Here is a 23,031-nt window from a genome sequence, read left to right as displayed (position 1 = left end):
GAGCTGTTCATCGGCAAACAGACGATTCGGATCGACGACGACAGGGTTCACTGCTGTGAAACAGTGACATATCTGGCCCACATCGCCACACCCCGCACAGAAAACATTTTAAGCGGACGCCCCGGAGTCACGCTGGGTGAATTTCAACACCGTCACAAGCAAGGCCGGCAAAAACGTCAGTGCCACCACCGCGGTGCCCAGCAGCCCGAACATCACGATCACGCCGACGCCGCGATAAAGTTCGGTCCCTTCGCCGGGCAGGAACACCAGAGGCGCCAAACCGAACACGGTGGTTAAGGTGGACATGGCGATGGGTCGCAGCCGTGTCTTCACCGCATCGGCGACGGCGTCACGGGCGCTCATCTGTTCCTCGCGCACATTGGCGATGGATTGGTGAACGATGAGGATGGGGTTATTCACCACAGTGCCCATGAGGATCAAAAAGCCGAGCATGGCGATCATGTCGAAGGGGATGTTCAGCGCCTGCATGCCCAGGGCGGGAAACCAGCCCCCCACCAGGTTGAACAATGCCAACCCGACGAAGCCGCCGCTTACGCCCAAGGGGATGGTGGCCATGATAAACAGCGGGTAACCCCAATGGGTGAAGATGGCCACCAGTAACAAATAGATAATCGCCACGGAGACGATGTAGTTGGCGGTCAGCGCCTCGCGTGTGGCCTGCAACTGGTCGCTGGCGCCGGAGATGCTCATGGTGATATTGCTGGGCACCTCGCCGGCGGCGCGCAAATGCCGCACGATCTCCTCGCGCACCCGCGCAACCCCGGTCTCCAGGGCCACGTCCTGCGGCGGAATGATATTCAATGTCACCGTGCGCTGGCCGTTGAGCCGGCGGATGATATTGGTATCCACCGTTTCTTCGATGCGGGCGATGGACGACAAGGGCATCACCGCGCCGATGGGCGTATAGATCTGTTTCTGGTCCAAGCTGTCGAGCGTCGCGTTCACGCCGTCCTGGCTGTAGAGATAGATGTCGATCTTGTCGTCCGCCAAGAAGAATTCATCGACGAAGGCACCATCGGTGAGGGCGGCCACGGTATACCCCAGCTCGCGCGTATTCATACCCACTTCACTGGCGCGCTCCCACAGCGGCCGCACCTGTACCAGCGGTTGCGACAAGGACAAGGTGGAAGGATTGGCGCGCAGGCGCGGCGCATCGAAGATCGTCTCGGCGCGTTGATAGGCCTTGTTGGCGGCGGCATACACCGCCGCCAGATCGGGACCGGAGATATCCAGATTGACGCTGCGGGTGCCGCCGGAGTTACTGGTAATGATGGAACCGCGGGTAACGAACGGACGCATGGCCGGATACTCGCGGTATTTCGCATCGATGGCCGTCATCAAAACCTCGATATGGGCGGGCTTCTTGGGTTCGGCGATAATCCGGATCCCGTTGGGGTCGATGCTCAAGTTGAGGTACTTCATGGCCGGCACCTCGGTCTCGCCGCGCTCGAACTGCCCGGGGTCGTGCTCCAGGTAGGTGAGAAAATACTGCTGAATCTCGCGCCCGATCTTGGCCATAGTTTCCAGATTGTAGCCCGGCGGGGCGCTCAAGCGGGCGAAGGTCTTGGGCTCTTCGCCCTCGGGCAGGTACTCCGCCGCCGGCGTCAGAAACAGATAAATCCCGCCGCACAGCACCAAGGTCACCACAATCGCACTCCAGCGCGACGCACGGCCGGCGAGCAGACGGTTGACCGTATTTAACACCCAGGCGCGCGTGCCGGTATCGCCCTGCGCCATCGCCTTCGGGTCATCATGAAAACGCAGCCGCGCCGCCGCCGCAGGGATGACGGTGATGGCCACCAACATGGAGGCGAGGATGGAGGCGGCGATGGCGATGGCGATATCCGAATACAACTGCCCCGCCTCTTCCTCAATGAACAGGATGGGCAGGAACACCATCACCGTGGTCAGGGTCGAGGCCAGCACCGCGGGCCAGACCTTCTGCACGCCGACCACGGCGGCGCGCAGCCGCTCCAGGCCGCGGCGGCGTTCGTGTTCGATGCTCTCCAGCACCACGATGCTGTTGTCCAGGGTCATGCCGATGGCGAAGGCCACCCCGGCCAGCGAAATGACGTTGATGGTGCGGCCGGTCAGTTGCAGCCCGATGAAGGCGGCGATGGTGCAGATGGGGATACCGATCACGCCCACCAGGGTCGCCTTGCCCGAACGCAGAAACAGGAACATCACCAGACTGGCCAACAGCGCGCCGATGATCAGATTGGTCCAAACGTTTTGCAGCGAGGCCTTGACATAGGTAACGTCGTCGGCCACCAACATCATGCGCATGCCGGCCGGTTGCAACAGCTCTTGGTTGATGGCCGCCACCTGCGCCAGCAGGGTGTCTTTGATGTCGATGACGTTGGAGCCGGGCTGACGCCGCACCGACATGCCGATCACCGGCTTGCCGTCGGTAAACGAGAGCCGGCTGAGCTCGAAATGATCCAGTTGTACGTCGGCCACATCGCCGAGCCGAATTACGGCGTCGCCGCGCCGCTCCAGGATCAAGGAACGCAAATCCTCCAGATCGGAAAAGCGGCCGATGGTGCGCAGCAGATAACGGCGCTTGCCCGACTCCAGCTCGCCGCCGGAGACGTCGCGGTTGCGTTCGGTGATGGCGTCGCGCACCTGGGCGATGGTGATGTTGCGCTGCGCCAAGCGCATCGGGTCGAGTAAGATCTGGATCTGCCGCTGCGCGCCGCCGTAGACATCCACCTGCGATACCCCGGGCACGGACTCCATGCGCGGGCGCACATTGTCGTCGATGTAATCCTGCATCATCTCCATCTTGAGATTGCGCGGATTGCCGTCCTGCGGCATGACGCGAAAATACATAAAGGAGTTGCTCGAAAACGAGGCGGCGAAGATGCGCGGCTCGTCCACGTTAATGGGATAGGACGGCACCTGGGACAGGGCGTTGTTGATGCGGATCAGGGTTTCGTTGAGATCGATGCCGAAGGGAAACTCCAGCTCGATCGAGGCCTGACCGAAAGACGCCTCGGAAATAATCCGCTGCAGACCGGGCACGCTGCGCAGGTATTCCTCCTGCTCAATGACGATCTCTTTTTCGATATCCTGAGGCGTGGCGCCCGCCCACGAGGTGCGCACGGTGATGGTGCGCACTTCCAGGTCGGGAATCATCTGCACCGGGATGCGCAGGGCCGCCACCACGCCGAGCACGCTGATGATCAAGACCGCGACGGCGATCAGGGTGCCGTGCTTGGTAATCGACTCAAACATGGCTGCGGCGCTCGCTACTGCCGGGCTTTCTCAATGCGCACCGCCTGCCCCTGTTCCAGGGCTTCGTTACCCAGCACCACCACCGTGTCGCCGGCTTGCAGGCCGTCGCGCACTTCCACCTGGCCGTCAAAGCTGTGCCCCAGGGTCACATGGCGCTCGGACACAGTAGCCTGATCACCGTCCTGCCTGACCACCCACACCGTCACCCGCCCGTCGGGATAACGCAACACCGCATCCCGCGCCACCACCACCCCGCGATCGCCGCTGCCGACCTCCAGCGTAGCGGCCACCGACATGCCCGGAATGGCGCGCAGCTCCGCATCGTCGAACAATACCCGCAGCAGAAAGGTCCGCGCACTGGGGTCGTTCACCGGCACCACCGCGCTGATACGGCCGGGCACGCTGTGCTCAGCCAGCGCGTCCAGCGTCAAGTGGATGCGGCTGTGCTCATTGATGCGCGTATAAACGCCCTGCGGCACGGCGAAATCGGCACGCAACTCATGGGTGGCGACCAGGTTGAACAGCGCCGTGCCCGGCTCGATCCACTCCCCCGCCTCGGTCAGCTTGGCGCTAATGACACCTTCAAACGGCGCCTTCACCACATAGCGTTCCAGCTCGGCCTGTTGCCTGCGCTGTTCCGCCTGCTGGCGCGCCAGCGCCGCCGACTTGATCTGCACCTCCGCCTCGCGCAGCAGCAGTTCATTTTCCGACACTGTGTTTTGTTTGCGCAGGCGCTGGGCATCGGCATAACGACGCTTGGCGTCGGCCAACTCGGCGCGGGTCTGCTCGGTGAGGGCTTGCGTGGCTTCATAGGTCAACTCGGCCAACTCGCTGTCGACCTGCAATAAACGATCGCCCTGAGCCACATCGTCCCCCACATCGACGAACAGGCGTTTTACCCGGCCTTCGACCTCCGGCGACAGCCGCGATACGCGCGCCGAGGTGATCGTGCCGGTCAAGGGAATCTGGCGCACGATGTCGACCTGGCGCGCCTCATCAACCACGACGCGGGGCGCATCGGCGGCAAAGATCAGACCGCCTGGCAGCAATGCCAGCAGGGTCACAATGGGGGTGAAACGTCTAAGTCGAATGGCACACTGGGCGCTATAAAGCATCGCCGACTTCCTTATAACCTCGTTAATTTTGCAAGATAATCCAACACCTTGCATACGCAGACTACTATAACCTTAACGCAAATCCTGCGCGATGTGGCAATGACAAAGGCCGCTCAGGGCCGATAGAAAAGACGCAGCCCAAGCAAGAGATTGCGCTCGGGCGCGGCTTCGAAGTAACGGCCGAAGCCGGCGTTGATACGCAGATTGTCGATGTACGCCCGATCCAAGATGTTGTTCAAGGCCACGAACGCTTCGCCGTGCAGCGGACCGGCTCTCCACTGCCGCCCGGCACGCAGATTCATCACGCTGTGCGCCGCAACACGCTCCGTGTTGGCGTCATCGGCGTAGCGCGCGCCCACATACAGCAGGTCGGCGATCACAAACACATCCCCGGGGCGCCAGGCGGCCTCCAGAAACACTTGCCGCTGCGGCAGGCCGGGCAGACGCTTACCGTCCAGGGATTCACCGTCCAGAGCGTTGAATTCGCGGTAGCGGAAATCGTTCAGGGTCAGGGCCGCACGCAGGTCCCAGGGCGGTGCCGGACGCCAATCCAACCCCGCCTCCAAGCCCCGCCGCAAGGTGTGGCCGGCGTTGCGATAATAGGTGCGACCGTCGCCGGGCAGCTCATAGGGCACCAGTTCGTCGCGCACGCGGGTGACATGGGCGGTTAGATCGTAGCCCAGCCCGGCGGCGTCGCCGCGCAGTCCGACCTCGACGCTGCGCGTCTGCTGCGGCTGCAAGTCGGGATTGAAGCCGCCGCTGCCGGCGGGATTGGCGAACTCGGTGAAGGTGGGCGTCTCGAAGGCGGTGGCGGCATTGATGAAGGCACGCTGCCCCGGGCGCCACTGCCAGATCAGCCCGGCGCTGGCACTGGTCTCGTCAAACTCGCGCGCGCCGGAGAGGTCTTCTGCGCCGCTCTGTAGATGATCGTCGAGAGTGAAGCGAATGCGGTCTTGGCGCAGCCCGGCGGCCAGGTTCCATCCGCCGCCCAGACGCGTGTCGCTCTGCACGAAGACGCCGCGGCTTTGCGCCGTCTCGCGCTGATCCAGGGCCAGCGGCCCGCTCACTGGCTCGCCCGGCGCGGCGCAGGAGGCCTCCAGGGCGGCATTGATACAGTGGCGGGTGCGGTCGTCGCGCTGGCGTTCCAGGTCAACACCGAGTAGCAGCCGGGTCGGGCCGAGGTAGCGCTGATAACCCAGGCTCAGACCATAAAAGTCGCGCGTATAGGCCACCTGGCTGCTGCCGAAGAAGGGCAGTTGCTGTCTGTAGTCGCGTTGCGTCACAAACCCGCCCAGGCGCAGCTCGCCCGCCCCCGCCGGCCGGCGCCACTGGGCCCCGGCGGTGAGCTGCTCGGCGCGCTGGTGGCTATCCAGGAATTGGGCCAATGGGGCCGCGGCGCGCCGGTCCGCCGCCAGCTCGGCGCGTGTCAGGGCGCCCGGGTCTTCGGTGAGGGGCGCATCCAGATAGCGCAAATGCAGGCTCAACACGCCGGCGTCCAGGTCATGCTGCGAATGCAGCCGCAGCAGGCGCTTCTCCGCACGCGCCTGATCACGGTAGCCGTCGAGGCGCAGCGCGTGCGCCGTCAGCGAGTAACGTGCCGCATCGCCTTGGGCCTCGCTGACCGCCTCCAGCCGTCGGAAGCCGTAGCTGCCCGCCAGCAGGCCGCCGCCGTGACCGCGCGCGGCGCTACCGTTGCGGGTGGTGATGGCCACGACCCCGCCGCTGGCGTTGCCATACAGGGCGGCGCCGGGGCCGCGCAGGATCTCGATGGAACGGATATTGAGCAGGTCGATGGCGTCCACCTGGGATTGACCGTCGGGGGTAGTCTCGGGGATGCCGTCCTGGAGGATGCGCAGGCCGCGAATGCCGAAGGGGGCGCGGGCGCCGAAGCCGCGGATCGACAGACGCACGTCCTGGGCGAAGTTGTAGCGGTTCTGGGCGAATACGCCGGGCACGCGGTTGAGCGCCTCGTCCAATTGCAGGCCCTGGCGCGCCTGGGTGGCGGCCGGAGTTTCGATCACATCCACGGCGGCAGGGAAATCCCCCAGGGGCATGGCCAGGCGCGGCGCCGAGATGATAATCGGCGCCGGCGCGCCCCCCGCCGTCAGCGGCAGCGCCAGCAGGCAGGGCAGCAGCCAGCGCCGAGCCGTGACCTGCGCCATGTCACCACACCACCTGGCTATTTGAGCGCCGCCTTGCCGATGGTATTGGTATCGGTGCCGAACCAAAAGGCCTGGCGGCGTGCGTCGAAGACCATGTGTCTCACCGTGCCGCCGCCGCTGCCGATCTTAACCGGTTCGGTAAAGGTCTCCGTGGCGGGATCAAAACCGACGAAGCGATTGGGCTGCACGCCGGTCTCGACGAACCAGGGCCGGCCGCGGTGATCCATGCCCATGGCATAGGGCATGGCATGCTGCGCCGCCGGCGTGCGCCATTCCTCGACCTTGTCGCTGCGCGGGTCATAACGGCCGAGATAGCCGGCGGCATAATCCACGTACCAGACCTTGCCGTCGCCATCGAGGCCCAGGCGTCGCGGCCGACTGTCCTGGCGCGGCAGGTCGAACTCCTTGACCTCGCCATCGGACACGGTGGCCAGCTTGTGGGTTCCGAACAAGGCCACCCAAGGCCGATCGTCCTTGCCGACCACCAGACCGTAGGGGCGGGCCGATGGCGTCGGGACCGGGTACAGCGTCACTTCCCGCGTCTCGGTATCGAGAAAGCCGATCTGATTGCCGTGCTGCACGGTGAACCAGATATCGCCCGCACTGGTAAAGTCCATGGTGTGCACATCGCCGCGGCCGTCACCGGGCATCATGATCTTGTCGACGACGCCGCTGTGCGGATCGATTAAACCGATATGCCGGGCGCGATTGCCGGCATACCAAGCGCCGCGCGCATCGGCGATGACGGTGTGGGGACCGGTGCCCGGCTCCAAGTCATAGCGCCGGAACTCGCCCGTCTTGGGATTCAAACTGGCGACGTAATCCCCCACCTGGCCCACGAACCAGATACGCCCGGGACCACCGACCCAGGGATCACGCGGACGGCTGTTGTCCCAGGGCACGCGCCACTCAGTGATCTCCACGGCCTCGACAGCGTGGCTCGGCGTGGCTCCGGCCAGGACGAATAGAAGGGTAAACAACAAGCCCGGCAAAACGTGAGATGTCTGCATATCAGCACTCCTTGTTTCAGACTGGCCTCTTGAGACCGGTATCCTTGGCCCACCGCCGCCAATGGCTGCAGGTGGATTTCTATCCTAGCGTTTTCACCCGGCCGACGTCACGGTTTATGGACACCGGTGAGAAATGCCGGCTAAAGAGACTCGCGCTCAATCTTTAAAATGGAACTCCTGTTCAAACAGGGCCGAGTTAAAGGCACGCGTAAAGCCGAACGCAAACCGGCGGCGCAGCGCCACAGCGGCGCTCAGTTTTCCCTTGATGCTCCGCACTGATAACTATCTAATGGCTTAGGGCATTTGGTTTCTACGGGAGCGCAAACAATGGAAATGTGGGCAATAATTCAGATCGCATCGCTGGTTCTTCTTGTCGTGCTGGTAATCTTCATGTGGCGCGCCGACGCCAAGATCAATAAGCTGCAAAGCAGGCTCGACGAAAACAAAGATAAGTAAAGGCCGGCACGTCACCCGCCCCCCCTTCATGTTAGCAACGAGTCAGCATCCTTATGCTGACAATGTGGTCATCACCGCCGCCTTGCGTGCCGGTAAGTTTATCGGCACATAGTTAACGCCTTGGCACGCTTGTTGGTGATTGTGATTGAAATCGCATAGCCGCTACTCGCCCTCCAGAGTAAACATTTCACGGTAGACGCGGGCATCGAAGAAGGTCTCGATACTTCTTATTTTCCCATCCTTGACTTTGGACCACTGCACAACATCGGTGGCGGTGGCCGTTGACCAGCTGGTGATGAATCGCAAAACATGGCAGACGTCCGCACCGTCGACAAAGATGTGGCGCCGTTCAATGCGCGCCAGTATGGCGCCGATATGGGAAATATTGGCGATGAATTCGTCGGCGCCGTCACTATTCAGGACAGGGCTCCTGTATTGAAAGTGCCTGTCGTCGAGGTGGCGCCTGGCGCGCTCGAAGTCGCGCGCCTCTATCGCCTCCAAATAGGCGTCGATGATCTGTTGTGGCGTCAAGTCTGGCATGGGCGTAGTGTTCGCGCGGCCGTGGCACAAGAGAGTATAGATAGCATCAGGCCGGAGCGCGAGCACCCCGGATACCCGCAAGGCTAGCCCTGCTCTATGCACGGACGCTTAAAAACTCTACTCGAAGATGCTACAGGCCTTCCCTAGCCCGCATTTCTCACCATTGTTCGTTGCGAGAGCGCCAAGGCGCTGATTTGACGGGGTGCTCGGAGCGGAAGACGGTGCAGGCGTAGTCGACACTACGTCAAGCTGGCTGGAGTGAGAACGCCCCGTCAAATCAGATGGATTGGCGTTCGCAGTAGGAGAGTGGTGAGAAATGCGGGCTAGCGGCACGCGACACATTTGCCATAATGCGCGACGCCATCGCCCATGGCTGGATCGATACGGCGGCAATGACAGCGCGGGCGTCCTTTATAAGGCCATAACCAGCCTTACTAGCGCCGTCAGCCCCAGCACACCCAGCATGCCGGCGCACCATAGCACGAGAAACCAGCCCCATTCACGCTGCCGCTGAGACCAGCGTGTAGTTAACCGCTTAATAATGGGATTGGTCATCGGTCTTGCCGCGGAAGACATAATAGCTGTAGGCGGTATAGGCCAGGATGATGGGCAGAAATATGAGCATGCCCACCAACAGCAGGGATTGGGAACTCGAGGCCGCCGCGGCCTGCCACACGGTAAAGCGGAACGGCACGATCCAGGGATATAGGCTGATCAACAGGCCAACATAGCCCATGAGAAAGATGAAGATGGTGAGCAAGAAGGGTCGCCGCTCCGCCGGCCGCTGTAGGTCGTGCCACAACAGATAAAAGGCCGCCATGGTTACCATGGGGATGGGGGCGAGCAAGAAGATATTGGGCACGCTGAACCAGAGCCCAGCGATGTGTGCATCTATAAAAGGCATACTCGCGCTCACCACCACCATACCCAAAACGACGAACATGAAGACATAGTTGGCCATACGCCGCGCCCATGCCTGGGCGTCGCCTTCAAGCTTCCAGATCAACCAGGTGGCGCCAAGCAGGGCATAGCCGAACACCAGGGCGACACCGGTAAACATGGCGAAGCCGTTGGCCCAATCCAAGGGGCCGCCGGCGAAACTGCGCCCGCTGACCTCCACGCCTTGGACGATATTGCCCAGGATCACGCCCTGCATAAAGGCCGCCAGCAGCGAACCGGTATGAAAGGAAATATCCCACAACTTGCGGTCCCGGCCTTCGGTCTTGAAGCGAAACTCAAAGGCCACACCGCGAAATATAAGCCCCAGCAACATGAGAATGACGGGCAGATAGAATGCCGGCATGAGGACGGCGTAGGCCACGGGGAAGGCGGCGAACAAGCCGCCGCCGCCCAGCACCAGCCAGGTCTCGTTGCCGTCCCAGAAGGGGGCGATGGAATTCATGATCCTGTTGCGCTCACGGTCGGACCGGGCGAAGGGAAACAGAATGCCGCAGCCCAGGTCGAAGCCGTCCAACAACACGTACAGGAACACCGCCGCGGCGATCAAGCCGCCCCAGATCAATGGCAGGTCCAGCCAGCTCGAAAAGTCCAACATCACTCTCTCCTCTGCGTCGCCTCGCTGAGACTATTGGTGACCGCCGCCTCGCGGCTGTGCTCGTAATAAGGCCCGGCCTGTTGCCCCGGACCCTTACCGATGAGCTTGAGGATGTAATAACTGCCGGCGCCGAAGATCAGGGTGTAGACGACGATGAAGGCGATCAGGCTCAAGGCCACCTGGGCGGTGATGACCGGCGAGATACTCTCGGCGGTGCGCATCACCTCATACACCGTGTAGGGCTGGCGCCCCACCTCGGTCACGAACCAACCGCCCAGCACGGCGACAAAACCGCTGGGCATCATGGCCATGCACCAGAGCTGGAACGGTCCGCGCGCGTACAAGCGTTTGCGCAAAAAAAGCACGGCGGCAATGACGCCGGTGATGATCATGGCCAAGCCCACCCCCACCATGATGCGAAAGGCCCAGAACACCACGGCCACCGGCGGGCGGTCTTCCTTGGCCACCTCGGTCAGACCGGGGACGACACCGTCGGCCGAGCCGGTGAGTATCCAGCTGGCGCCGTTGGGGATGGTGACGCCGTAATCCGTGCTCTCGGTGGCTTCATTGGGCAGACCGAACAGATACAGCGGCGCATTGGGGCCGCGTTCCCAATTGCCCTCCATGGCGGCCACCTTGATGGGTTGGTGATGCAGCGTGTTTTCACCATGGGCGTGGCCGATAAAAAGCTGCAGCGGCGCGACGAACACCGCCATCAACATGGCCATGCCGAACATGATTTTGGCCGGCTCTGTATGCGTTCCGCGCCATAAATAATACGCCCCCACACCGCCTACCACGAAGGCGGTGGTGAGATAGGCGGCGGTTACCATGTGGGCCAGGCGATAGGGGAATGAGGGATTAAAAATAATTTGCAGCCAACTGGTCGGATAAAACAGACCATCGGCGCCGATCTCATACCCCTGCGGGGTGTGCATCCAGCTATTGGCGGCCAGGATCCAGAAGGCGGAAATCAAGGTGCCGACGGCGACGATGAGCGTGGCGGCGAAGTGCATTTTCCTGCTCACCCGCCCCCAGCCGAACAGCATGATGCCCAGGAAGGAGGCCTCGAGGAAAAATGCAGTCAACACCTCATAGCCCAGCAAGGGACCCAGGACGTTGCCCACCTTGTCGGAGAATTCGGACCAGTTGGTACCGAATTGATACGACATCACCACCCCCGACACCACCCCCATGCCGAAGCAGACGGCGAAGATCTTGACCCACATCCTGTAGATCTCTTCATAGACCCGCCGACCCGTTTTCAGATAAAGCCCCTCCACCACGGCGAGCCAACTGGCCAGGCCGATGGTGAAGGCCGGAAAGATGATGTGGAACGAAACTGTGAAGGCAAACTGCAGGCGGGCCAACATCACGGTATCGGGTTCGAATCCAGACATTGTGCGTCCTTGCGCTTAGCGCGATATTTGAGGGAGCCGGCACACGGCTTGAGTATAAATCAAGACCCGCCTACCCACACTGAGTTTCAGCTGCGTGGCATTGACTATTGGAATGACATGCCCCAGGCGCAGGTGATATCCCGTACCGGATTGCGGTATAACTAGTACCCATGCGCATGCCACATCCGTTTCAATGGCTCTCGGACAAACAGCAGGCGCGGCTGCTCGGACCGTTGATCGTCTGCAGCTTGATCGCCTTTGTCACCGTCGCCGCCCTGAACCAAGCGCTGGAAACCGCCGAGGCCCCACTGGGGATACTCTCGCTGCAACTGGCCGGCGACCTGACGCGTGCCCAGGCGGTGATTGACTCGTGGCAGGGTGATCGCCGGCTCTATGCCGGCCTGAATCTGGGCTTCGATTTTTTATTTTTGACGTTGAGGCTGTAGAAAAACCCCAAATTTGCTAACATCACTCTATATATAAAAACATCGTCGGGGGGATTGATGGCACGCTTCAAAGACTACAGCTACGAGCAGATGACCATGTTGCCGGTGTCGTTTGATCGACAGATACTTCCCGGCAGTTTCGAATACAATCTCACCTATCTCATTGAAGAGTGCCTGGACCCCTCCATTTTTCACCATCGCTACAAAAACGATGATGGCGGGCGTCCAGCTTATGATCCAGCGATCCTGTTGAAGGTTGTTTTGTTGGCCTATTCAAAAGGGATCACCAGCAGCCGCAAGATCGAGCAGCTGTGCCGCGATAACATTCTATTTATAGCCATATCCGCCAATAGTCAGCCTCACTTCACCACCATCGCCGATTTTATTTCCTCCTCTCATCAAGAAATCGAAAAGCTGTTCCTCCAGGTACTGATGGTCTGTGACCAGGAAGGCCTGATCGGCAAAGACATGTTCGCCATCGATGGCTGCAAGCTGCCCAGCAATGCTAGCAAGGAGTGGAGCGGCACCCAGGCCGATCTTAAGAAAAAGAAGCTCAAAATGGAAAAGGCCGTGCGGCGCATGCTCAGCAAACATCGCGAAGTAGACAAGCATGGTCTCGATGAAACGATCGTCGAGCGGCAAAAACAACAGTGCCGAAAGCTGGCCAAGACCGCCAAAAAGATCCAGGCCTTTCTCGACAGCCACGACGACCGCAAAGGCGTCAGTGGTCGCACCGTACAGAGCAACATCACTGATAATGACAGCGCCAAGATGAAAACCAGTCACGGCGTCATTCAAGGCTACACCGGCGTCGCCACCGTTGACGCCAAGCACCAGGTCATCGTCAGTGCTGAAGCCCACGGTCAAGGTCAGGAGCACAACCTGCTCAAGCCCAGCCTCGAATCGGCCAGTGCCAATCTCAAACTCAACAAGCAGGAGCGTCGCCAGATCAAGATCACCGCCGACAGCGGCTATCACAACCTAAGCGCCTTGCAATACCTGGATCAGGAAAAGCTCGACGGCTACATCGCCGATGTTGGCTTTCGATCACGCGATCCCCGTTTCAAGGACTACGAACGCCACAAGCCCGTCACACGGCTCAAGCCCAAAGAGCGCTTCACCTCAAATGAATTCAAGGTCGATCTCAAGCACAAAACCTGTATCTGTCCCGCCGGCAATGCCATGTGGTTGCAGTGCGAAGAGACAAAAATCGGCAACAGCCTGTTCATGAAATTCCAGGGCTATGAAAATGATTGCCGTCACTGTCATCTTAGAAAACGCTGCCTCAGATCAGAGCAACAAAAGAGCCCGCGCCAGTTTGCCGTAAAGCTAGGCAACACCAAAAAACATCAACAAACCAGTCTCATCGAGAAGATGAAACAAAAGATCGACAGTGCCATGGGACGGCATATCTACAGCCAACGACTGGGCACTGTTGAACCTGTATTCGGAAATATCACCAGCAGTATAGGATTCAAGCGATTTAGTCTGCGAGGAAAACAGAAGGTCAACGGTCAGTGGCAATTGATTAGCATGATCCACAACATATTTAAAATACACCGATATGCGTGGAATGGGGCATAACGAATGGAATAGGTCTCAAGTATCGGGAAGAATTGATCTGTATTATTTCTCGGTGAGGATTGGATCAAATGGGGAGTAGTAAAATATTAACTGAGGCGAGTGATGGTGGTGAGACTTGTATTTGGGTTTTTCTACAGACTCGTTATGTGCAAAGATAAAATTAAGTCACTAGGTCATGAAATTAATTATTATTGCTCTTGTATCGTTTTTTTGCGGATTGTTTGTTTCGACTATTTATCTGTCTGAGGAGATAAATAGTCACAATAAAGCATTTAATGAAGTGCTTGATGCTACACAAAGCTATGCAAGTAAACTCAAAGCGCAAAGAAGTATTGATAAGTTAAAAAGCGATGTCGATATCCTAGGGAATTTAGCTGCGAGAGAGCAAAATGGTACTCCGATTAGGGTGATGATGACGGATATGGCTAATAAAACCAAGAATGATGTTGAAAAATTATCTTCTTCAATAACTGGTATGGAAGATCCAAAGTTAAAGGAACAGGCTATTAACCTAATTCAAGAAGCTAATAAGGTTATTGACGAAGTAGAGTTCTATTATAAATAGATAAATATCATTGGAAGAATGCACATAAAAAAGGATAACGAGACAGCGGGTCTCGTTTATCCAGCTGTTAGGCGTACATTTATGAAAGCCATATTTTGGATGTTACTGTTGTTTTCATCACCGTTACTGGCGACAGACGAGTGCGCTGACAATCCAGTTGAGGCATACAAAAATATGACTAGCGCCTATTTAAATCACGACGTCGAAAATGTAATTCAATCGTTTGATTTCGGTGAATGGGCAATATTATCTTCCGAACTCACTGGCGTAGCCTTCGATGCAGACGAGCTTCTCAGTGAGTACAAGAGGACACTTTTGGAAACGGGGTTTCCTCCAAACCCCGGAGTTGATTGCAATGTTTACGAACAAAAAGTATCTGGGGAGGTAACGGTTGTGGAGAGATGTAAGCTTGGTAATGACGGAACTGTGATGTTGCAATTTGTGGCCGTGAGGTCGAATGCTTGTTGGAAACTGGCAGGGCCATATTTGCCTAACACGTCACTTCAGTCGACGCCAAAAAGCGGCGCGCCTGAGTTTTAACGTTATAACTCATAGGAGGGTTGTTAGTAAGTGAAATGGCTTGGATGGTTTTTTCTAGTAGTAATAATAGGAGTTCCCACCATTTATGTTGCATGGCTTGCATTAACTACAAAGCATCACAGTGTTACTGATGGCTCTGCCTACGGGTTTTCAATTGGGGATGGAAAAGAAGAAACTATATCAGTAGTTAAAAAATTAATTACCTCACATGGTTACAAAAAAATATCGTGCGCAGGTAAACTTAAGTGGGTAAAGGTAAAGAACGGTATTCCCGCTGAGTTATATGACTGCAATATCATTTACGTAGCGATAGGTGAAGAGGGGGACTTGCAAAATATGGTTCGGTTAACATTCTCAGAGGGCGAATTATCCCGTATTTATAGGCACAGGCAGTACTATGAACTTCCATGAAATGAGTTATAACAAGGCAAATTCAGCCGACCCATTTCCGCGGTGTTTCGTTTGTGGCGGATGCCACAAGCCTCACCCCGCTACAATGGTCGGCTGATTTGCGATGTTATGTGTCAAAGAAGTATTTGCATGTTTCAGTTCAGCCATGAAGTGTGTTGTTGTTAAAAAGTTCTGTGGAAAAGTCAGAACAAAGTAAGTTAATTGAAATCAATCTATCGAAGGGAAAATACGGCATGAGTACAGGTACAGTAAAGTGGTTTAATGCAGACAAAGGTTTCGGCTTCATTACTCCAGATGATGGTGGTAAGGATTTGTTTGTTCATCATTCAGAAATTCAGGCGGGCGGTGGCTATGCAACACTCAGTGATGGTCAGAAAGTAGAATTTGAAGTAGGGCAAGGCCAGAAGGGACCGTGTGCAAACAAGGTCAAACCAGTGTGAATATATTGCTCAAATAAGCGTGCGTAAGAATCGACACATAACGAGCGCAGTCGAGAGGGACTTGCTTCCGCGGCGATTGTTTTGTGCCTTGAATAGCACAAAACAACCACCACTTTAGCAAGCCCCTCACTGCGGGCGTTAGAGCATCCCACGCCGATTATAAGGAGGAGAAGTTGACGTACGCATTAATTGACAACGCAACTCTCACGGCAGTGCAGAGACTCACTGGCGAAGCACTCTCGAAAACGGATGACTCAGTAGATGTTGATATCGTCGCGCTTGAAAACTTTGTTCAAGCCACGTTGTTTTACGACAGATTGGTGGCTGTAGACGACTACATTGAAGCCTACAGAGATACTCGGAAGACGGCCTTTCCCGAGATTACATTCTTGGACAAAGACGGCTACGGATTCACAGAAATAGAATCGGTTGCAGGACGAGAAGCAGACCAGCTGAGGCCAAGAATTCAGGGTGGTGAGTTTGTAAATGAGGAATTTAGGAATCTGATTGAGCTCCTGCAAACACACATTGTCTGCACATGGGATATCAACTCCAGTGTCTACCATCTCACCCTCAAGAGCCTTTCCGACAATGCTGAAGATTTCGCGAAATACGGAAACATTGCGGCGGCGATATTTTCAGAATTGAGTGATGCCAGTGAGTCGGGGCATAGATCAGGTAGTGCGGTCGAACTAGTAGATCGATATGGCCAACCCATCACTAAGGGATACACAGTTCCTGGGGCGAAATGGAACAATGGTGGTGAATCGACTGGAGAAGCATCGGGAGCTATCAAAGCTTTCGTTGCATCGCTCGTATGGCTCGCGAATCGTTCAATTTTCTACAGCATGGCCGGCAGGCACCTACAGGCAGATACTTTCCTATACCCCATAAGGCAAACTTACCAGCAAAGCTACCTCAGCCAAACGTGTAACTACGGCTTCGACTACGCACGCCACATCGTCAACGGCTTTTCAAATTCATTAGTCGATGACGTTTTTGAAATTCATCACGCCGGTTTGACAGCATCTACTGGACTTCAGTTACCGGTCTTTTCGGCGTGGTTAGCCATGCAAACAGGAGATCCAGCTCAAATCATTGTAGCTGCTCGCCAAGTCCGGGACGCTCCTGAACTCGTTGAGGCTAGAGAGCAGCTTCGAGAGGTTAGGCGGTTGTTTGACGAATCTGGGGTTACTCAGGCGAATCAGGCGGTGGCGAAAATAATGCGTGATATTCAGAAGGGTTCGAATGACATGCGAATCAAGTACGGAATTCAGACCCGCCAAGGCATTCCGATTACAAAACTAGTTCAGGTTTACAACTCCTATGCTGCACTTAAAGGTCTGCCGCGGGCGCCTGATTTCGGGCTGAAAATGAAAGTTCCAGAGTTTTTGGCAGATTTACATCAGCCAAGGGGGTTCCGTGCAGCTTACCGGAATCTTACCAATGACATCTCGACAGTATGGTCACTGGGTGAGGCGAGAGATATCTTGGGAAGTCGTGTGGCAAAAGAAAGGAACGCGAGAGCCTACAATCCAAAGCAGGAACAGCCGAGGTACAGAAATGTGCATTCTGAGTTCAAGAGCCCAATGTAGATGCTCTAACAATCGGCTCCACAAGGACGCCAAACTCTCTGATCTAGCACCACTTTTGTGGACGCCTTAAGCCAATAGTTTTTCATACATATCTGGCGATTGATAGCCCAATGAGGAATGCAATCGCTCCCGGTTGTAGAATTCAATGTACTCCACAATATGAGCCACGGCTTCAATTTCATTTTCAAACATTTTCTGATGAACAAGCTCGGCTTTCATTGTATGGAAATAGGATTCCATAGTGGCATTATCCAGCGGGTTTCCTTTTCTGCTCATGCTACGCACAAATCCTGCACCTAGAACCATGTCCCGGAACTCATGAGCGGCATACTCAATGCCTTGGTCAGAATGGAATATACAGTCGGTGTCTGGTTTGCTTCGTACCAAGGCCATTCTTAATGCGCTCTTCGTCAATTCAGTGTTTCGTTTTTTACTGAACGACCAGCCAACTACTTTTCGGCTGAACAGATCCAACACGACAGCATGATAGATCCATCCATTCCGGGTGCGTATATAGGTGAAGTCACTGACCCACTGCTCACCCACTTTTCCCGGCTCCTGCAGTTCCTTGAGCTGGTTTCCCGTTGACGAATAAAACTCATGCTGCCCTGGTCTCCACGCATACAACCCTGTCGTTGAGGCCTTAATGCCAAGCTCGCGCATAAGGCGGTTGATGCGCCTGCGGCTGCAGCCATAGCCTCGATTACGTAATTCCCAATGCATTCTGGCGGCCCCATAGGCTCGACGATGCCCTTGATGCAACTCACGAATAAGTTTCATTAACTGAATATCATATTGGCGTCGCTGACTTATCGGGCGTACACGCCAGGCATAAAAACCACTCGTGGAGACACCCAATAAATCACATAATGTCGACACTTTATGAAAACAGCGGTTCTTCTCGATAAATTCAAATCTTACCGTCTTGCTTTCGAAAAGAACCGCTTGGCTTTTTTTAGGATATCGAGCTCCTCTTGCTTTGCTGCCAGAGTCTTCTCGAGATCCTTAATTCGTTTATTAGCTTTTAGTAATTCGGCCTGCCTCTCGACCATGGGATCAGGCTGTGGTTTTGCTTTCCGGGATGGCTTGGCTTTCTTCTTCATCTGTTTGTTTTCACGCAAGGTTCCATTTTTCTTTTCCATTCGCCAACGATACAACATGACAGGGTGGATACCTAGCGTCTCCGCCACATCCAGCGCGGTGATATTTGGATGATCGGACAGTTTTATGGCGTGCAGTTTGAATTCCAGAGTGTAGCGGTCATAGTTTTTCTTGATGGTCTTTCCCATCTTGCGCCTCTTCAGCAGTACAGTGATAAACTGTCCACAAAAGTGGTGCTAGATCACTCCGCTGCGCTACGAGTCTGTCGCCTGTGAGCCGTGGCGTTAGGGCCGCTTGAAAAATCCCGAGAATGTACATACACTGTACGTATGATCAAGTTCGAATGGGATTCTGCAAAAGCCATATCAAATCAGCGAAAACACGGAGTTTCCTTTGATGAAGCTAAGTCCGTGTTTTACGATGAATTTGCAATTCAATTCTACGATCCTGAGAATTCCGAAATAGAAGAGGACCGGTTCTTAATGTAGTGGTCAAGTGTTTCCGGACACTTTGTTAAGGTCCTTTTCGTAATCCATCGGTGTCTTGTAACCCAGCGTCGAATGCAGGCGCTGAGCATTGTAATACACCGCCACGTATTCCCGGACATCAGCAATCGCTTCCTTCCGGGTCCGGTACAAGCGATCACCGGTCCATTCCCGCTTCAGGCTACTGAAGAAGCGTTCCACCGGGGCATTATCCCAGCAGTTACCCTTGCGACTCATACTGCAAACCATCCCATGTTGTGCCAGCAGCTTCTGATAGGCGCGACTGGCATATTGGCTGCCACGGTCCGAATGATGGATCAGGCCTGGTGGCGGGTTTCTCAGATTGATCGCCATCAGCAAGGCCCGGATCACCAGGGCTTTCTTCATGCGCCGATCCATGGCCCAGCCGACCACGCGGCGCGAATACAGGTCGATCACCACCGCCAGGTATACCCAGCCTTCCTGCGTCCACAGATACGTGATATCTGCGCCCCAGGCCTGGTTCGGCCTCGTCGGGTTGAACTGGCGGTTCAGCACATTCTCCGCCACCGGCAGCTGGTGTTTGCTGTCGGTTGTCGCCTTGTATTTGCGCTTCGCTCTAACCTCCAGGCTCAACGCCTTCATCAGGCGGCGCGTCCGGTCACGGCCGATCTCAAAGCCCTCCTCGCGCAGTTTGCGCGCCATCGTTCGACTACCCAAACTGTCCCGGGAGGCCTTGAACAACGCCTTCATGCGCCGCCGCAAGGCCAGTTCCTCGGCCGGAATGACCTGGCCAGGCCGGTCCCGCCAGTCGTAGTAGGCACTGCGCTGCACACCTAGCAGGCGGCACAGATGCAATACCGGCCAACGGCATGCATGGTCCCGGATGAAGGCGTACTTCACTTCATTTCCTTCGCGAAGTACTGGCTGGCTTTTTTTAAAATCTCCTTTTCCATCCGCAGCATGCGGTTCTCCTTCCGCAGCCGATTCAGCTCCTCGCGCTCATCCGCCGACAGCTGCGCACCGCTGGCATCGTCCGAAAATTCCTGCCGCCATCGGCGCAGCAGATTGTCGTTGATCCCCAGACTCCGGGCCGCCTCCGCCACCTTGTAACCCTGTTCGGTCACCAGCGCCACCGCGTCCCGCTTGAAGTCTTCCGTGTATTTCCGTCTTGTCTTCTTCTCTGTTGGCATCATTCACCCCGTTATGGCATTTTACAGCCTTAACTCGGTGTCCGGATGTATCAGACCACATCAGTTGTCGGGCCAACTGTTCAAGCACGGCAACCCGGCCGACGAGAGCGCCCGTAACGACGGCCTAACACGGCAACGCCTGGAGCTGGAGAATCAACTTACCCTGCTTGCCACGGTGGGCAACACCGCCCCCTTCATCAGCCTGCTGGGCACGGTGTGGGGCATCATGCACGCCCTGCAGAATCTGGGCGGCAGCACGGGCATCTCCCTGGAGACGGTGGCGGGACCGGTGGGCGAGGCCCTGGTGGCCACGGCCATGGGACTGTTCGCCGCCATCCCGGCGGTGGCCGGTTACAATCTGCTGATTCGGCGCCTGCGCAAGCTGCTCGCCATCATCGAGGTCAATACCCGTGCTCTGCTGGCCCGCGGACCCGCGGCCACTGCGGAGGCAGCACCATGAGCGCCGGTACCACCGATCATCACGATCAACCCCTGTCGGAGATCAACGTCACCCCGATGGTGGACATCATGTTGGTGCTGTTGGTGATTTTCATCTTGCTGGCGCCCATGATCACCAACGCCCTGCAAGTCAAACTGCCGCAGGCCAAGGCCCAACCCCTGAACGAACCGGTGGTGGTCGACCTGGTGCTGATGCCCGATGGTGGGCTGCTGCTGGAGGGCGATGCCGTGACCCGTAGCAGCGTGATTGAGCATCTGCAGCAACGTCTTAAGGCCACACCGGAGCTGGTGTTGCGGCTCAATGCCGATGGCATGACACATTATGAGACCCTGGCCGGAGTGATGGGGGATTTGCAACAGGCGGGTATCACACGCCTCGCCTTAGCAGTGCAGCCCAGGTAAACATGGTCGAGGTTCCCCGCGCCGGGATGCACCGAATCCACATCATACGCCACAACCATGGCGATATCCGCAGCGACCACCGGACGCCGGAAAACTTCGGGAAGCGAAACAGCGCCACCAGGCAAGTAAAAAGGCGGCGCTCCCCGCTTGGGAACGCCGCCCGTTTCGCCTACATGGACGTTTTCTTTAGCCGCTGTCTCCGGGTATCTGCCCGAAGAGCGTCGGCTCAGCGACGCAGGGCCGAGTGGCCATCGGGGCGAGTCGATGTCACATTGCTATCGTGCCGGGGCTTATTCTCGCAGTAGGGCTGCCCTTTTTGTGCCTGTTCTTCCGACATGGACTTGAATTTAAGCACGTGATAAATCGGATCCCAGCCCAGCAGGCCGGTCAGGAGCAGGTAGAACGAGACGAACATCCCCGCAATCTCCAACGGTTCCAGGGTGCCTAGCGAATACATCCAGAAAAATAGCGCGAAACCCAGCACCAATCGGGTAATGCGGTCAGCAGGCCCTGTATTTAAGACTGCACGTATCTTGGCCATGATTGCCTCCTTTCAGCAATTATGCTGATGTTGGGGGGCTGCCATTGGCGTAGGGGACAACCCCTCGTGGTACTCTTACTTGCACCCGCCTCCCTAGTTAGTAGGGTCGCGGCGAATACTTGAGTAATAGTATTTCGCAAGCCGCCTTGCTATGCATTGAGATTTATCAATAGGATCCGAGCTCGCTGTAGCGAAGACAGGGCACCGAGGACCAACGCTGAACGCTTGTTTCCCTTAGGTTTTTATACCCTTTTCATGACTATTCACGCAGTCCTGCGACCGACGCACGACGGCATGTCAAGCGGGGAAACGGCCCACATGTGTTAAATTGCCCGTCCCGGCAGCAAACAACCAGAAAGCGGCAAATGAATAATTCAGCCACACCGACCTTTTATTGGTACGACTACGAGGCCTTCGGCCTTAACCCCATGAGCGATCGCCTGGCTCAGTTCGCCGGCATCCGTACCGACATGGACCTGAATATCATCGGCGAGCCCGTGATGATGTATTGCAAACCGGCGAACGATTTTCTACCCAATCCGAGCTCATGCCTGATCACCGGCATCACGCCGCAAAAGGCCCTGGCCGAGGGCCTCCCGGAGGCGGAATTTATTCAACGCATTAATCAGGAGTTCAGCCAAGCCAACACCTGCGTACTGGGTTATAACAACCTGCGCTTCGATGACGAGTTCACCCGCCATACCTTGTATCGCAATCTATTCGACCCATACGCCCGCGAATGGCAAAACGGCTGTTCGCGCTGGGATCTGCTGGACCTGGTGCGCGCCACCCGCAGCTTACGCCCGGAAGGCATCGAATGGCCGGTCAATGACGAGGGGCGCCCCAGTGTGCGGTTGGAGGATCTAACCGTGGCCAACGGCATCAGTCACGAATCCGCCCATGACGCCCTCTCCGATGTCTACGCCACCATTGCCGTGGCCAAATTGATCAAACAGCAACAACCCAAGCTGTTCGATTTCGCCTTTAACAACCGCAGCAAGAACAAACTTTTCAAGCTGCTCAATCTGCGCGAACAAAAGCCGGTGATTCACGTCTCCGGCATGTACCCGGTGGAAAAGGGCAATATGGCGGTGGTGGTGCCGGTGGCCCAGCACCCGATCAACAAGAACGGCATTATCGTCTACGACCTCAGCGCCGATCCGCAAGACCTGCTCAATCTCAGTCCGGCCAAGATTCACGAACGCCTATTCACCCGCAATGAAGATCTAGCTGAAGGCGTGGCGCGCATCCCGCTCAAGACCGTGCACGTCAACAAGTGCCCCGTAATTGCGCCGTTCATGACCCTGGACGGCAAGGCGGCCAAGAAATACGGCATTGACCTCAATGTCTGCCGCACCCACCTGGAAATCATTCGCGGCCAGCCGGGCCTGGCGAAAAAGATCCAGAAGGTCATGAGCGAAACCGAATTCGAAAAACGCACCGACCCCGATGAGATGCTCTACGGTGGCCCCTTCTTCAATGATGATGACAAGGAGCGCATGCGCCACATCCACAGCATGGCGCCGCAAGACCTGGTCGGCTACCAACCGCCTTTCAACGACAGCCGCCTGCCCGAAATGCTGTTTCGCATGCGCGCCCGCAACTGGCCCGAAACGCTTACCGAAGCGGAGCAACAACGCTGGCAGACCTTCAGACAGACACGTCTCGATGTGGGCGCCTACCTCGCCGAGCTGACCCGCCTGAGTCAAATGGCGGAGCGCACCGACACAGAATTGAAGGTGCTCAAAGCACTGGAAGACTACGCCCGCGGGTTAGAGGCCAGCCTGGCCTGAG

At 56.8% G+C, this 23,031-nt stretch carries 20 protein-coding genes; 8 read left to right on the top strand and 12 right to left on the bottom strand.

Annotation, left to right across the window (positions count from 1 at the left end; translation table 11 throughout):
* Positions 1–108 precede the first annotated feature (108 nt).
* The 7 genes from Tel_01580 to Tel_01550 all read right to left on the bottom strand — a co-directional run bounded on the left by Tel_01580 (position 109) and on the right by Tel_01550 (position 11,496).
* Positions 109–3,258, bottom strand: a complete 3,150-nt coding sequence (locus Tel_01580) for an acriflavin resistance protein (GenBank protein ALP51929.1) — start codon at positions 3,256–3,258, stop codon at positions 109–111.
* A 14-nt stretch (positions 3,259–3,272) separates the two neighbouring features.
* Positions 3,273–4,325: a hypothetical protein gene (locus tag Tel_01575; GenBank protein ID ALP54695.1), complete on the bottom strand. Its 1,053-nt coding sequence runs from the start codon at positions 4,323–4,325 to the stop codon at positions 3,273–3,275.
* 161 nt (positions 4,326–4,486) lie between these two features.
* On the bottom strand, positions 4,487–6,535 hold the full coding sequence (locus Tel_01570; GenBank protein ID ALP51928.1) for a TonB-dependent receptor: 2,049 nt from the start codon (positions 6,533–6,535) through the stop codon (positions 4,487–4,489).
* A 17-nt stretch (positions 6,536–6,552) separates the two neighbouring features.
* Positions 6,553–7,545, bottom strand: a complete 993-nt coding sequence (locus Tel_01565; GenBank protein ALP51927.1) for a lyase — start codon at positions 7,543–7,545, stop codon at positions 6,553–6,555.
* 618 nt (positions 7,546–8,163) lie between these two features.
* Positions 8,164–8,541 carry a hypothetical protein gene (locus Tel_01560; protein ALP54694.1) on the bottom strand — a complete coding sequence of 126 codons (378 nt, stop codon included), beginning with the start codon at positions 8,539–8,541 and terminating at the stop codon, positions 8,164–8,166.
* 535 nt (positions 8,542–9,076) lie between these two features.
* Positions 9,077–10,096, bottom strand: coding sequence for a ubiquinol oxidase subunit II (locus tag Tel_01555; GenBank protein ALP51926.1), 1,020 nt, complete (start codon positions 10,094–10,096; stop codon positions 9,077–9,079).
* Positions 10,096–11,496: a cytochrome D ubiquinol oxidase subunit I gene (locus Tel_01550; protein ALP51925.1), complete on the bottom strand. Its 1,401-nt coding sequence runs from the start codon at positions 11,494–11,496 to the stop codon at positions 10,096–10,098. The genes Tel_01555 and Tel_01550 overlap by 1 nt, the downstream gene beginning before the upstream one ends.
* A 170-nt stretch (positions 11,497–11,666) precedes the next feature.
* Here Tel_01550 and Tel_01545 point away from each other — a divergent pair, with 170 nt between their 5' ends.
* The 5 genes from Tel_01545 (at position 11,667) to Tel_01525 (ending at position 17,077) form a co-directional block, all read left to right on the top strand.
* Positions 11,667–11,942 carry a hypothetical protein gene (locus tag Tel_01545; GenBank protein ID ALP51924.1) on the top strand — a complete coding sequence of 92 codons (276 nt, stop codon included), beginning with the start codon at positions 11,667–11,669 and terminating at the stop codon, positions 11,940–11,942.
* A gap of 57 nt (positions 11,943–11,999) precedes the next feature.
* Positions 12,000–13,526: a transposase gene (locus Tel_01540; protein ALP51923.1), complete on the top strand. Its 1,527-nt coding sequence runs from the start codon at positions 12,000–12,002 to the stop codon at positions 13,524–13,526.
* Positions 13,527–13,701: 175 nt separating this feature from the next.
* Entirely contained in the window at positions 13,702–14,091 is a 390-nt protein-coding gene (locus tag Tel_01535) for a hypothetical protein (GenBank protein ALP51922.1), read from the top strand.
* A gap of 18 nt (positions 14,092–14,109) precedes the next feature.
* Entirely contained in the window at positions 14,110–14,631 is a 522-nt protein-coding gene (locus Tel_01530; protein ALP51921.1) for a hypothetical protein, read from the top strand.
* Between the two features lie 1,024 nt (positions 14,632–15,655).
* Positions 15,656–17,077 (top strand): hypothetical protein, encoded by a 1,422-nt coding sequence (locus Tel_01525; GenBank protein ALP51920.1) that lies wholly within the window; start codon positions 15,656–15,658, stop codon positions 17,075–17,077.
* Positions 17,078–17,143: 66 nt separating this feature from the next.
* Here the strand turns inward: Tel_01525 and Tel_01520 are convergent, their stop codons facing one another.
* The 4 genes from Tel_01520 to Tel_01505 form a co-directional block, all read right to left on the bottom strand.
* The gene (locus Tel_01520) at positions 17,144–17,956 is read right to left on the bottom strand and encodes a transposase (GenBank protein ID ALP51919.1); all 813 of its coding nucleotides are present in this window, start codon (positions 17,954–17,956) and stop codon (positions 17,144–17,146) included.
* 38 nt (positions 17,957–17,994) lie between these two features.
* Positions 17,995–18,366: a hypothetical protein gene (locus Tel_01515; protein ID ALP51918.1), complete on the bottom strand. Its 372-nt coding sequence runs from the start codon at positions 18,364–18,366 to the stop codon at positions 17,995–17,997.
* Positions 18,367–18,669: 303 nt separating this feature from the next.
* Positions 18,670–19,545 (bottom strand): transposase, encoded by an 876-nt coding sequence (locus tag Tel_01510; protein ALP51917.1) that lies wholly within the window; start codon positions 19,543–19,545, stop codon positions 18,670–18,672.
* Positions 19,542–19,835 (bottom strand): transposase, encoded by a 294-nt coding sequence (locus Tel_01505; GenBank protein ALP54693.1) that lies wholly within the window; start codon positions 19,833–19,835, stop codon positions 19,542–19,544. The genes Tel_01510 and Tel_01505 overlap by 4 nt, the downstream gene beginning before the upstream one ends.
* 64 nt (positions 19,836–19,899) lie before the next feature.
* On the opposite strand from Tel_01505, the gene Tel_01500 reads away from it, so the two are divergent.
* Both Tel_01500 and Tel_01495 read left to right on the top strand, forming a co-directional pair.
* On the top strand, positions 19,900–20,295 hold the full coding sequence (locus Tel_01500; protein ID ALP51916.1) for a hypothetical protein: 396 nt from the start codon (positions 19,900–19,902) through the stop codon (positions 20,293–20,295).
* Positions 20,292–20,696, top strand: a complete 405-nt coding sequence (locus Tel_01495) for a hypothetical protein (GenBank protein ID ALP51915.1) — start codon at positions 20,292–20,294, stop codon at positions 20,694–20,696. Before Tel_01500 ends, Tel_01495 begins: the two co-directional genes overlap by 4 nt.
* A 226-nt stretch (positions 20,697–20,922) precedes the next feature.
* On the opposite strand, the gene Tel_01490 is transcribed toward Tel_01495, so the two are convergent.
* Positions 20,923–21,237: a hypothetical protein gene (locus Tel_01490; GenBank protein ALP51914.1), complete on the bottom strand. Its 315-nt coding sequence runs from the start codon at positions 21,235–21,237 to the stop codon at positions 20,923–20,925.
* A 365-nt stretch (positions 21,238–21,602) separates the two neighbouring features.
* Between Tel_01490 and Tel_01485 the strand changes: the two genes are divergently transcribed.
* A complete protein-coding gene (locus Tel_01485; GenBank protein ID ALP51913.1) occupies positions 21,603–23,030 on the top strand; it encodes an exonuclease I in 1,428 nt (475 codons plus the stop codon).
* The last annotated feature ends 1 nt before the right edge of the window (position 23,031 follow it).

This window comes from Candidatus Tenderia electrophaga (genome assembly GCA_001447805.1).
Lineage (GTDB): Bacteria > Pseudomonadota > Gammaproteobacteria > Tenderiales > Tenderiaceae > Tenderia > Tenderia electrophaga.
Note: the sequence above shows the minus strand (reverse complement) of the source record. Positions and strands in the feature narration are given on the sequence as shown.